This window comes from Peribacillus phoenicis, assembly GCF_047238085.1.
In the GTDB taxonomy this organism is placed as follows: Bacteria; Bacillota; Bacilli; order Bacillales; family DSM-1321; genus Peribacillus.
The window spans coordinates 3,070,460-3,083,303 of the sequence record NZ_JBDFMF010000001.1 but is presented as its reverse complement, the minus strand read 5'-3'; the positions used below and the strand labels follow the sequence as shown (position 1 = coordinate 3,083,303).

Sequence of the window (12,844 nt, the reverse complement as noted above, 5' to 3'; positions counted from 1 at the left end):
TCATGAATTGGACAGTTATTATTCTCTTTGCACTAATGTCGATAGGTACGCTTTTCATCACGTATTTCGCTTCCAAAAAAACTAAAACGGCAGGCTCTTTTTATACGGCTGGGGGCGGTTTGACCGCTAGGCAAAATGGACTTGCATTGGCCGGGGATTTTATGTCGGCTTCCACATTTTTAGGGTTGATTGGAGCATTTTCCTTAACGGGGTATGATGGATTTTTCCTGATGTACGGAGCACTTGTTTCATTCCTGGTCGTGTTATTCCTGGTGGCTGAACCTTTAAGGAACTTAGGGAAATACACATTGGCTGATATGGTGACTACAAGGTTTAAATATAAACAGGTCCGGGGAGTGACCGCTTTTAATACCTTGGTGATATCAGTCATGTACATGCTGGGTCAACTTGTTGCGGCAGGTGCTTTGTTTAAATTGCTTTTAGACATCCCGTATAATATCTCTGTCATCATCGTAGGTATTGTAATGTTGGTATTTGTACTATTTGGGGGGATGACGGCGACGAGCTGGGTGCAGATCATTAAAGCCATCCTGCTGATTGGCGGCGTGTTTATATTATTCATGATCGTCATGTGGAAGTTGAATTTTAGTTTCATTGGAATTTTCACGGAAATGAAAACAGCGACACCTATGGGTGCAGATTACCTGAAGGCAGGTATTAAATATGCCAGTGGGTGGGATGCAGCTTCCTTGTCCCTGGGCTTAATTCTGGGAACGGCAGGTCTACCGCACATTTTAATACGTTTTTTGACTGTCCCGAATGCACAAGTGGCAAGGAAGTCTGTGGTTTGGGTGATGTGGATTATGGGTGCTTTTCATATCATGGTCATTTTTCTCGGATTCGGTGCTGCGAAGTTGGTCGGAACATCGAATATCATGAACGCTAATCCAGCGGGTAACATGGCTGCACCTTTATTGGCCCAACTTGTGGGCGGGGACATCTTATTCGCCTTTATTGCGGCCGTTTCCTTTGCTACTATACTCGCAGTTGTTGCGGGAATCGTTTTAACAGGTGCTACGGCATTTTCACATGATTTTTATAATGAAATATTAAAAGATGGAAAAGCGACGGAAAAACAGCAAATGACGATGGCTAGATGGGCTTCCATTGGTGTGACTGCACTTGCGATTGTTTTATCATTAGGTCTGCAGGAATTCAATGTAGCGTTTCTGGCATCGATTGCCTTTACATTGGCCGCCAGTTCGAATTTGCCAGTAATCCTTCTTACTGTTTATTGGAAAAAATTTAATAAAACCGGAGCAATAGTCGGTATGATGACAGGTCTTTTTGGTACACTTTTGCTCGTGGCCCTCAGTCCAAATGTCTGGAACCCGGTCCCCGGAGCAACCATTATGAGAGGTGACCCGATTTTCCCTTTGAATTCACCAGGAATCGTTTCCATTCCGCTTGGATTCCTCGCATGCTATTTAGGTGCCCTGATCGGTAATCGCAGGACTGGTTTTAAAACGGTTACAAAAGACAATTATAATGAAATCCTCGTAAAGTCCAATACCGGTCATGATGTTAAGGGTGTTTTGCGACATTGAATGATATGCCTATAAATAAAGGGCAGGTCATCGAACTTGTGAATCGATTTTAAAAAGCAGCCATCCAGGTTGCTTTTTATCTTTTCATTGAAATAGAAATTCAAACCAACACCATAGATTATTAGAAAAGGTGCAAATGAAATGAAGATTTAAGGATAACTGGCCATTCATTCAGAAAAAGTTTCTAGAAATTTGACGGCGCCTTTGGAAAGATAGCGTTCTTCTAGCCAAATAAGGGCGGCTTCCGATTGTACTTCACAATCTATCAATTCGACTATTTTTATCCCTTGGGTTGAAAACGATTTGGATGTGGTACGTGGCATGATGGTAGCGCCTATTCCTTCCTTCACTAAAGATAATATCATTGCAGCATCAGGACATTCACATACAATCGTAGGATCAAATCCATGTCTGAAGCATTCATTCACTATAAGTTCGTAAGTACCTTGACCGCTTACCCTATGCAGCAATAAGAGGGGATATTCTTTGATTTGTTTGAATTCGATGGAGTCTGGTATATCCCAATCTTTTGGGGTGACAAGCACAAAATCTTCCGGCGGAAGGTTAATTGATGAGAATTGCTTACCGTTAATAGGAAGCCGTACAATGGCCAACTCGATTTCCCTGTTTAATAAGCCTTCTGTCAAACGGAACGTATCACCTTCCATTAACTTGAAACGTATGTCAGGGTATTTAACTCTAAAGGTTCTCATCCTTTGCGGAATGTAAGAAAAGCAAGTTTTTACAGAGCCTATGGAAAGAGTGCCCTTTACCCCTTTACTGACTTCCTTCACTTCCAGAAGTGTTTCTTCAAACTGATTCAATAGAGCTTCAGCTTTTTTATAAAGGACCTTGCCAGTTTCTGTGAGTTCAAGTTTCTTTCCATTCCGATCGAAAAGTTTTTCACCGATTTCCATTTCCATTAATTTAAGTTGCTGGCTAAGAGGCGGTTGAGCCATATGTAATTTTTTTGCGGCTTTGGTTACTTGTTCTTCCTGAACGATTGTCACAAAATATTTTAACTGCCGGATGTCCATTATATACACCTCATACATATGATTTACATATACATTTTGAATTTTTAAAGTATTTTATATATATCATAACACATGGTATATTTTGTTATAGGAATTAATTCAATATTTGGAATTTATTTAATTGTAAGCGCTTCATTTATATCGATTTTTAAGGGGGATGCAAGCATGCCGGCTAAAACAGGTAAAGAATATATCGATAGGGTAGACAAAGCAAAGGCGAATGTATGGATCAATGGAGAGCAAGTAAAAGATAAGATCAGTCAACACCCAGCTTTTAAAGGGGTCATGAAAACACAGGCTGAATTATATGATTTGCAGCATGATTCCGCGAAAAATGACATCATGACTTATATTTCACCAACTTCAAACGAAAGAGTAGGGACCTCATTCATGCAGCCGCGGACTAAGGAAGACCTTGAAAAAAGGAGGATGATGATTCAAGAATGGGCAAGGCATAATAATGGAATGATGGGACGTTCCCCTGATTATATCAACAGTGGGATGATGGCGTACGGTACTGCAGCGGATATGTTCGGCACTCAGGATTCGGCATTTGCAAAAAATATGAAGGATTATTATGAGCTCTGCCGGGAAAAGGATTTGTCGTTGACACATACCTTGATTCAACCACAGGTTAATAGGGGAGTTAGTGCCGCAAAGCTTCCGGACCCTTACATCGCTGCACGGATTGCTGGCAAGAATTCAGAAGGGCTTATTATAAAGGGAGCCAGATTATTAGCTACACAAGGAGGAATAACGGATGAAATCATGGTTTTCCCTTCGACATTGCTAAAACAATCAGAAGAAGAAAACCCTTATGCATTCGCATTCTCCATACCAAATAATACACCGGGGTTGAAATTCATCTGTCGTGAATCATTCGACTATGGCAAATCACATTTTGATCATCCACTTGGTTCACGATTTGAGGAGATGGATACGATTATCGTTTTTGATGATGTAGTCGTTCCTTGGAATCGGGTATTTGCATATGGGGATGTCGGAATTTGCAACCAGGCTTATAATGAAAGCAATGCAGTTGTTCATATGACCCATCAGGTGGTATCGAAGAATATCGCCAAAACCGAGTTCATTCTGGGGATTTTGCAACTTATGGCGGAAACCATCAATATCGGGCAATACCAGCATGTTCAGGAGAAAATCTCGGAAGTCATCATGGCGCTTGAAACGCTAAAGGCTTTCATAACAGCTTCGGAGGCAAACGCGAAATTGGATAAATGGGGAATGATGACACCTGATTTTACACCATTAAACATTGCCCGTAATTATTATCCGAAGATTTACCCTAGATTCAGTGAAATAATGCAGCTTCTTGGAGCTAGCGGCTTAATGGCGATTCCAAATGAAGCCGATTTCAATTCGGAGCTTCGACCGGATTTGGATAAATATCTTCAAGCTGCGAATGGTGGAGCATATGACAGGGTCAAATTGTATCGTCTCGCATGGGATGTATGCATGAGTTCATTTGGATCCAGGCAAACGCTGTACGAAAGATTCTTTTTTGGAGATCCGGTCCGTATGGCGAGTGCTTTATATAACGGCTATGATAAACAGGAATATGTGGATCGTGTCAAGGAGTTCTTGAACCGTACTGAAAACCTTGCAGAAATCAACTGAGCGCGGCAGCAGTGGCAAAACATTATAATTTAAAGGCCTCCCCAATGATGTGGAAGGCCTTTAAATATGGAATCTTGTTCATTTATTGTATCGATCATGGATATTATTCTTTTTATATGTGCCAAAATCACTGAATTCCGTAAGTTCCATGGAGAGTGCAAGATATCTTTTTGAAAAGAGGGATGCCAAATGGGATTCCATCGTTTTGAATAGTTGGTCACATACTTTGGTTTTATCACTGTCCTGGCGTCCAGCACCAATTTTTAGGATGGCATGAACAAAGGCATCATCCTCTGTACCATCGGCAACACGATAATGCTTCAATTCAATGGCCCGGGATCGAATGCCGCCAATTGGAAAGATGGAAGGATAAGATATCAGTACATCATTCACCTTCCTTAATAAGCCATCAATCTGGATTTCATCTTTGATATTATCCGTATATTCAATAATAATATGAGGCATGTGATTAGTCCCTTCTGTTAATTATGGATTTTTAGATGCGGCCGATCCCCGCCTTCAGTAAATGCATCGTCACCGACTATTGTGCTGACGAGTTTCCCGATTCCTTCAATTTCAGTGATGATTTCATCGCCTACAGCAGTATCCGCCAATCCTTCAGGTGTGCCTGTCAAAATGATATCACCTGGACTCAATGTCATGAAGCTGCTGAAATATTCAATTAAATCAGCAATGCCGAAAATCATGTCTTTCGTGTTGCCTTGCTGAGTCAATTTTCCGTTGACGTAAGTTTTGATGGCAAGATTCGAAGGATCTGGAATATCTTCGGCATCGACTAGCCAAGGTCCAATGGGCGTGCAGGTATCGCGATTTTTGACCTTTAAGTTTGGCCGGTAGTAATTCTCCAAATAATCCCGTATTGCATAATCATTTGCAACCGTATATCCACTTACATACATAAAGGCTTCTTCCTTTTTTATGTTCTTCGCCTTTTTCCCGATGACGACTGCCAGTTCACATTCATAATGCATAAAAGCTGCATCAGCAGGCCGCTTTGTCTGTCCCCGGTGGCCGATAAAGGTATTGGGGCCTTTTAAGAACGCAAGGGGTTCTTCCGGGGCTTTAAAAGCAAGCTCCTTCGCATGGTCTGCATAATTCAAGCCAAGCGCGAAGACAGTTCGTGGTTCCACTGGGGGAAGCCAGACAACATCCTGCTCATTGACAATCCGGCCATCCGCCAATTGGAGCTGGCCATGATATTCAATTGCTGGATGTATGGCACCTGCATAGGCTACACGTGCTCTCTTCATAAAATCCCCTCCAGTGATAGTTTTTCCTCGGAAATGATTGTATTTTCCAAATATCCGATTTCATCAATTTCTATTCTGACATGATCATTGGCTTTTGCCAGCGGTGCATTCTCTGGAACTCCAACTAGAAGGACGTCACCTGTACTCAAAGTCATGAAGTCTGTTACATCCTCAATAAGGCGGGATATGGAGCGAATTAAATTTGAAGTTGAATTTTCTTGCTTTAGCTCTCCATTTATATATACACGGATTCCTAAAGAATCGGGGTTGGATATCGATTCCTTGGATACGACCCAGGGACCGATCGGGCAAAATCCATCACGCGCTTTATGGCGGATCGCTGGGCGGAAAAAGCTTTCATGAGGAATGCTGATATCATTGGCAATCGTAAATCCTTCTATATAATCCAATGCATGTTCTTTCTTGACTCTTGTGGCCGTTTTACCAATTACAATTCCAAGTGCTGCCCCGATTTCCAATTCAGGTATGCTGTTTGGAAGGGGAACTGGATTTGAAAAAGAAGAAAATGTGTTTCTAGGTTTAATATAAAGGATCGGCCCTTTAGGAGGTTCATTATAGGGAGGATGGTCGATCTTTCCCTTCAATGCTTCCAATGATCCTTTATAGTTTAATAATGTTCCATATACCGTTCCTGAAATAGGGTTATCCAACTTGATTTGTGATACCTCATACTTATCACCATTCATTAATATGTAGCGGTTCGACAGTATTTCGATTTCTTCTGAATAATCTGACTCAATGAGCTTCACTCTTGCTTTTGTCATGGACACTCACCCCTTGATTTTTTATTAATCATATATGATATCGTATATGATTTTTTGCTTAAGTTCAACATATTTAGATTATTCAGTATAATTAGACAAAAAATGTTAGAAAAAAGAGGTGTTTCAATTGAAAAATGCCTTGAACATATAGTTAGTATGAAGCTAGGATTTCATGATTACCATTCGTTAATTTGTTTAGGAAATGGAAAAGTCAATCGATAACATATACGATGATTTTACTGTAAGAGCACATGGGCGTTCGTGAATAGTAAACCACCATGCAATCTAGCGAATACACTAAAAAACATAATAAGAATGATATAAAAGGCATGGAACCTCCGCTTCAATTGATTTATTTGCTTGTAAGCAGGGCTATAGGTATAATAAGTAGAGTAAATTCATTAGTAAGTTAAGTTATTTTTGGAGGTAAATTCCGTGAAAATTACAATAAAAGATGCTAGCAAATTCGTCGATCAAGAAGTAACCATTGGAGGCTGGCTTGCCAGTAAACGTTCCAGTGGGAAAATTGCTTTCCTTCAAATCCGTGATGGCTCTGGTTTCATTCAAGGTGTGGTCGTGAAAGCTGATGTGGGTGAAGAAATTTTCGCTCGCGCGAAATCGGTTTCGCAAGAGTCATCCTTGTATGTAACAGGTGTCATTCAAAAGGATGAACGCTCGCCGTTCGGTTTTGAGCTACAGGTGAAAGATATTGAAATCATTCATGAATCATTGGATTATCCCATTACACCAAAAGCGCATGGTCCTGAATTCTTAATGGATAACCGCCATTTGTGGCTGCGTTCAAAACGGCAGCATGCAGTCATGAAGATCCGGAATGAAATAATCCGAGCTACATATGAATTCTTTAATGAAGAAGGTTTCGTTAAAGTGGATCCCCCGATTTTAACTGGAAGCGCGCCAGAGGGAACGAGTGAATTGTTCGCGACCAAGTACTTTGATGAGGATGCATACCTTTCACAAAGTGGTCAGCTCTATATGGAAGCGGCTGCCATGGCACTTGGTAAGGTATTTTCATTTGGCCCTACCTTCAGGGCAGAAAAATCCAAAACAAGACGACATTTAATCGAGTTCTGGATGATTGAACCAGAAATGGCTTTTATCGAATTTAAAGAAAACCTGGAGGTTCAGGAGCAATTCGTTTCTTCGATCGTCCAATCCGTATTGAAAAACTGTCAGCTTGAGTTGAATACACTGGGCCGTGACATAGCGAAGCTTGAACAAATTCAAGCTCCTTTCCCGCGTATTACATATGATGAAGCCATTAAGTTCCTTCATGAACAAGGATTTGATGATATCCAATGGGGTGATGATTTTGGGGCTCCGCACGAAACTGCGATAGCGGAAAGTTATGATAAGCCCGTTTTCATAACCCATTACCCAACCAAAATCAAACCTTTTTATATGCAGCCAGACCCTGACAGGGAAGAAGTCGTTCTTTGTGCCGATTTGATCGCTCCAGAAGGATATGGAGAAATAATTGGCGGTTCAGAGCGGATTCATGATCAGGAATTGCTTGAGCAGAGAATCAATGAGCATGGCTTGAGCGAGGATGCTTACAAATGGTATATGGAATTAAGAAAATATGGCTCTGTACCGCATTCAGGCTTCGGTTTGGGATTAGAACGCACCGTTGCATGGATCAGTGGAGTCGAGCATGTCCGTGAAACCATCCCGTTCCCACGCCTATTAAATCGATTATATCCTTGATTCCGTAATGAAGCGGTTATCTTGCCAAATTTGGCAGATAACCGTTTTTTGTTAAAATTATAAACTTATTCGGGGAGCCGTATTCATGTTATACTTAACCAGAGGTGTCCAAAAACATGAATAAAGAACATTTATATGCGTGGTTTAAGGAAGGAACGATAACGATTCCATCCTTTTTGTTGACTAACTATAGAACAATGGGACTAAATGAACAAGAAATGGTCCTTTTATTACAATTGCAAAGCTTCATAGATAAAGGTAACCATTTCCCTGCACCATCCCAACTTTCTGACCGAATGACATTGCAGGAAACGGAATGTCTATTCTTGATCCAGCGTTTGGTCCAAAGGGGATTTATTGAAATGATGGTTGAGGAGAGCCAAGAAATCGGACAGGAAAAATACTCGTTGTCTCCACTTTATGAAAAAATGATGGACTGTTTCTTGAAAACTTTGAAACAGACAGAGTCTGCTGAAATCCAAAAAGCGGGGGAGAGCCTTTATACGATTTTTGAACAGGAGTTCGGCCGCCCTTTATCTCCATATGAATGTGAGACATTGGCAATGTGGATGGAGGATGACCATCAACCCGAAATCATTAAGTCAGCTCTGAGGGAGTCTGTCATTTCCGGAAAATTGAATTTCCGATATATTGATCGAATTTTATTCGAGTGGAAAAAGAATGGAATTAAAACCTTGGAACAGGCAAGGGAGCAAGGACAAAAATTTAGAGTTCACCAAAAGAGGGACCGAAAGACGGAAAATGCACGACCATTGAAAGATGTGCCTTTCTATAACTGGCTCGAGCAGTAATGTAAATTGAAGGAGAACCAATATGTTGAATAAAGCTCAGATTCGATATTGTCTGGATACGATGGGTGAAATGTTTCCGGATGCCCATTGTGAGCTGAATCACTCCAATCCATTTGAATTGGTGATTGCTGTTGCCCTGTCAGCTCAGTGTACGGATGTATTAGTCAATAAAGTAACGAAGGATTTATTTCAAAAATATAAAACGCCTGAGGATTACATAAGCGTTCCGATAGAAGAGCTGGAAAATGATATTCGCTCAATCGGTTTGTTTCGTAACAAGGCTAAGAATATACAAAAGTTGTCGCGCATGCTGATCGAAGAATTCGGTAAGGAAGTTCCCAGAGATCGTGATGAGCTTGTTAAATTGCCTGGCGTTGGCAGAAAGACGGCGAATGTAGTCGTTTCCGTTGCTTTTGATGTGCCTGCAATTGCTGTGGATACCCATGTAGAGCGTGTTTCCAAGCGACTGGGATTATGCCGTTGGAAGGATAGTGTCCTCGATGTTGAGAAAACGTTGATGGCTAAGATACCAGAGGATGAATGGTCCGTTACGCATCACCGCCTGATATTCTTTGGACGCTATCATTGCAAGGCCCAGTCACCAAGATGTGAAACCTGCCCGCTTCTTGAATTATGCCGTGAAGGAAAAAAAAGAATGAAAAGGAAAGAAGCCAATTGACGCAGTCCATATCATTGAAAGTCCCTGAAGAATTGGACCACCCTTTGTTTTTTCCTGAAAAGGAAACCATCTTGGAAAAAGAGCGTTTTGCAGGTTGGAGTGGAACGATCCCATTCGAAGCTTTCCCGTATGAGTTACTTTATTACAATAACGTTGAGACGTATGCTCCTTGGACTAAGGAGGCATTGCATATAAAGGAACTTCTGGAAAAATGGAAGGGAATTGATTCAGAATGCAGTTTGCTATTTTCCGAGCGAAAAGTGGGACAGACTTTGGGACTCATGAAGCAGGGGATCGGTTTATTTTTAACCGCAGTCTTCTGGATGCATGGAAAGCCAGTGGTATTGAGAGATTTCCGGGCAAAAATAGAATCCTTTCCCAATATTCCGGTGAACCTTGCTGAAAGGCTTTCTTTCATCCTTGCTAGACCCGCTTTTTTTCATTCATATAGACAGCTTAGTGAGTTGTTCCGAGAATTTGAAAAGCAATATGTGAAGTTCATGATCAAAAATAAGAACAGCCCAAAAAACGTCTAAGCTTTTAGCTTAGACGTTTTTTAAGTCAATCTTTATAGATATTTATTCCGTATCTTTGTTTGGATCTGGGTCAGGGTTAGGGTCAGGGGTCTCGACTGGTTTTTCCTCTTCTCCCGTTCCAGGGTCAGTGGCATCATCCCCGCCTTCGACGTCCTCATCACCACCATTATTGCCATCATCAGTGTTGTTGCCATTGCCATTACCATTATTACCATTGTTGCCATTACCATTATTACCGTTATTGCCGTTATTTTCGCCATTGCCATTATTGCCGTTTTCGCCATTGTTATTTTTGTCTTCATCTTGCTGATCTTCTTCGCCTTCTGCAGGCGTTTCTTGTTCCGGATCTTCACCTTCGGCCGGATCTTCAATCTCCTCGTCCTCAGTATCCTCAGGAGCTTCCGCTTCAGCAGGTATTTTGACTGATGTACTCGCAGGATCACTTTGTTGGTTATCCACTAAAGCTACCACTGAGAAAGTATATTTACTACCAGGGGTAGGATTCGGGATCGTTAAACTAGTATCCTTCGATTTTTTCAATACGCTCTTTGCTCCGCCATCAACGGACATCTTAACCTCGAATTGGGTATCCCCATTTCCTTTAGGATATGACCAGGATAGATTGATTTCATTGCTTTCCTGATTGTAAGAAGCGTTAATGCCAGGTGAGTCGATTTTTTCATATTCTGTCGTCACTTGTGTTGGTTCGTGACCTTTAACATAATATTCATAAGTGATTTTACTGCTTGGTGTGTATTCATTGGCTTTAACAGCTGGATTCGAACCTTTGATGACTCCAACCTTCACAACACTGTCAGGTTGATCAAAGTCTTTCGTTTCTTTTGATTGAGCCATATGTTCCATTAAATTCTTAAAGATGTATTTAGGGATCCTTTGAGATGATTCACCCAGATATTCCATTTTCTCACCAGATGCATTATCATAACCAGCCCAAACCGCGACTGTATAATTGGTTGTATAACCTGCCATCCAGCTATCTTTTACACCGGAAGATGGGATGTTGTTCGCTGCTCGCTGTTCAGGCGTGAAATTGGTTGAACCCGTTTTACCGGCTACAGGGAGACTAGGTATATTGGCTAACCTTCCTGTTCCATAAGGTTCTTTCATGACGCTTTTCAACATATCCGTCACGATGAAAGCTGTGGAATCTTTCATGACCGGTTTTGATTCCGTCTTGTTTTTAATGGTTGTTTTATCACGTAATACAATCTTTTTCACACTATGGGGTTCATTATAAATACCGTTGTTTCCGAATGAGCTGTAGGCTCCGGCAAGTTCGAGTGTGGAAACATCCTGACCACTCCCAAGTGAAGCAGATTCATTTATCTTCTCTTTAAAAGGTATGCCAAGGTCAACGGCAAAATCACGTGCCCGCTCCAAGCCGACTGCTTGTAGTGTTTTTAAGGCAGGGATATTTAATGACCGAGCAAGTGCTTCACGAGTGGTTACAGTACCATAATGTCGTCCGGAAGCATTTTTAAGCGGTGTTCCATCACTGTAAGTGTATTCCTCATCCTTGATTTGATGGTAGGTGGACCAATTTAAATATTCTACGGCAGGACCATAATCCAGAATAGGCTTAATGGTCGAACCAGGTGATCGCTTGGCATCCGTTGCATAATTCCAGCCGCGTTTAACCGTCGTGTTCCTGCCGCCGCCCACTGCTTTGATTTCACCAGTTTCTGTATCGAGTAATGTGACTCCTGCTTGGAGATCTTTACTTGGATAATTAATGATTTCATCACTATTCAACATGTTATAGACATATTCTTGGGCATCTTTATCAATTGTCGTTTGGATTTCCAAACCATCGGTAAAGACGTTATAGTCACCCATATCCCCGACTTCCTCAATTACCAAATCGATGAAGGCATCGTATGCCGTCGTATCGATTTGACTCTTATCGATTTCTTGAAGCCCCTCTGTTATATCTATGCTTTGCGCATTTTTCATTTCCGTTTCGGTGATATATCCATGTTTATTCATTAAGTGCAGGACAATATCACGGCGTTCTTTCGCACGTTCAGGGTATTTATACGGGTCATACCTGCTTGGACTTTGCGGTAATCCTACAAGCATGGCCGCTTCGTTCAATTTTAATTCGTTTAGATCTTTTCCATAATAAGTTTGCGATGCAGTTAAGATCCCGTTTGCACGGTTTGCAAAGAAAATCTTATTCACATACATTTCAAAAATTTCTTCTTTTGTATACTTCCTTTCAAGCTGTATGGATAGCCACATTTCCTGGACTTTCCTTTTGATGGTCTTATCAGGTGTTAAATAAGAACGCTTGATAACCTGCTGGGTCAATGTACTTGCACCCTCTGAGCCGAATCCGTTTTTGAAGTTGGCTATGACGGCACTGCCCAGACGTAAGAAATCGACACCGTGGTGTTCATAAAATCGTGAATCTTCCGTTGCCAGGAAAGCCTCTTCGACAAGGTCGGGTATGTCTTCATAATTTACATAATCCCGGTTTTCCTTTCCGATTTCAGCTAGCAATTTACCATTTTCATCGAGAATCTTGGATGTGACCGGATCTTTCAAAAGCTTTTGGTCAAGCTTTGGAGCGTCGCTGATAAAGTAAGCCATTGCAGCTCCTCCGGCAACAAGGCCTATTATTCCGATTGTAACAAGTATAAGGAAAATTCGCTTAAGCATATTTGTTGGCTTTTTAGGACCTGTTTTCTGTCCCTTTTTTTGAGTCTGCCCCTGCTTTCGGCGTTCTTCTCTAGTATTATATTTTTCAGCCATTACAGCTAACCTGCC

11 protein-coding genes are annotated in these 12,844 nt (G+C 41.3%); 6 read left to right on the top strand and 5 right to left on the bottom strand.

The features are described from left to right. Positions 1-2 precede the first annotated feature (2 nt). On the top strand, positions 3-1,568 hold the full coding sequence (locus tag ABC374_RS15030) for a solute symporter family protein (protein WP_413018687.1): 1,566 nt from the start codon (positions 3-5) through the stop codon (positions 1,566-1,568). Between the two features lie 167 nt (positions 1,569-1,735). Here ABC374_RS15030 and ABC374_RS15025 read toward each other — a convergent pair whose 3' ends face one another. Beyond that, on the bottom strand, positions 1,736-2,605 hold the full coding sequence (locus ABC374_RS15025) for a LysR family transcriptional regulator (RefSeq protein ID WP_413018685.1): 870 nt from the start codon (positions 2,603-2,605) through the stop codon (positions 1,736-1,738). Positions 2,606-2,770: 165 nt separating this feature from the next. Between ABC374_RS15025 and hpaB the strand changes: the two genes are divergently transcribed. Next, positions 2,771-4,243 carry a 4-hydroxyphenylacetate 3-monooxygenase, oxygenase component gene (gene hpaB, locus ABC374_RS15020; RefSeq protein WP_413018683.1) on the top strand — a complete coding sequence of 491 codons (1,473 nt, stop codon included), beginning with the start codon at positions 2,771-2,773 and terminating at the stop codon, positions 4,241-4,243. 78 nt (positions 4,244-4,321) lie between these two features. Here hpaB and ABC374_RS15015 read toward each other — a convergent pair whose 3' ends face one another. From ABC374_RS15015 to ABC374_RS15005, 3 genes are read right to left on the bottom strand one after another with little or no spacing between them, the layout of a single operon-like run. Beyond that, positions 4,322-4,708, bottom strand: coding sequence for a 5-carboxymethyl-2-hydroxymuconate Delta-isomerase (locus tag ABC374_RS15015; protein ID WP_350299336.1), 387 nt, complete (start codon positions 4,706-4,708; stop codon positions 4,322-4,324). Between the two features lie 17 nt (positions 4,709-4,725). Then, on the bottom strand, positions 4,726-5,514 hold the full coding sequence (locus ABC374_RS15010; protein ID WP_413018681.1) for a fumarylacetoacetate hydrolase family protein: 789 nt from the start codon (positions 5,512-5,514) through the stop codon (positions 4,726-4,728). Then, entirely contained in the window at positions 5,511-6,299 is a 789-nt protein-coding gene (locus tag ABC374_RS15005) for a fumarylacetoacetate hydrolase family protein (RefSeq protein ID WP_413018679.1), read from the bottom strand. The genes ABC374_RS15010 and ABC374_RS15005 overlap by 4 nt, the downstream gene beginning before the upstream one ends. Before the next feature lie 435 nt (positions 6,300-6,734). Between ABC374_RS15005 and asnS the strand changes: the two genes are divergently transcribed. From asnS to ABC374_RS14985, 4 genes are all read left to right on the top strand, one after another. Next, complete coding sequence (gene asnS / locus ABC374_RS15000; protein ID WP_350299333.1) at positions 6,735-8,027, top strand: asparagine--tRNA ligase; 1,293 nt, start codon at positions 6,735-6,737, stop codon at positions 8,025-8,027. A 116-nt stretch (positions 8,028-8,143) separates the two neighbouring features. Further along, a complete protein-coding gene (locus ABC374_RS14995; protein ID WP_350299332.1) occupies positions 8,144-8,839 on the top strand; it encodes a DnaD domain-containing protein in 696 nt (231 codons plus the stop codon). 22 nt (positions 8,840-8,861) lie between these two features. Next, positions 8,862-9,518: an endonuclease III gene (gene nth / locus ABC374_RS14990; protein WP_350299331.1), complete on the top strand. Its 657-nt coding sequence runs from the start codon at positions 8,862-8,864 to the stop codon at positions 9,516-9,518. Further along, positions 9,515-10,054, top strand: coding sequence for a YpoC family protein (locus ABC374_RS14985; RefSeq protein ID WP_413018676.1), 540 nt, complete (start codon positions 9,515-9,517; stop codon positions 10,052-10,054). The genes nth and ABC374_RS14985 overlap by 4 nt, the downstream gene beginning before the upstream one ends. A gap of 42 nt (positions 10,055-10,096) precedes the next feature. On the opposite strand, the gene ABC374_RS14980 is transcribed toward ABC374_RS14985, so the two are convergent. Beyond that, complete coding sequence (locus tag ABC374_RS14980; protein WP_413018674.1) at positions 10,097-12,829, bottom strand: PBP1A family penicillin-binding protein; 2,733 nt, start codon at positions 12,827-12,829, stop codon at positions 10,097-10,099. Positions 12,830-12,844 lie beyond the last annotated feature (15 nt).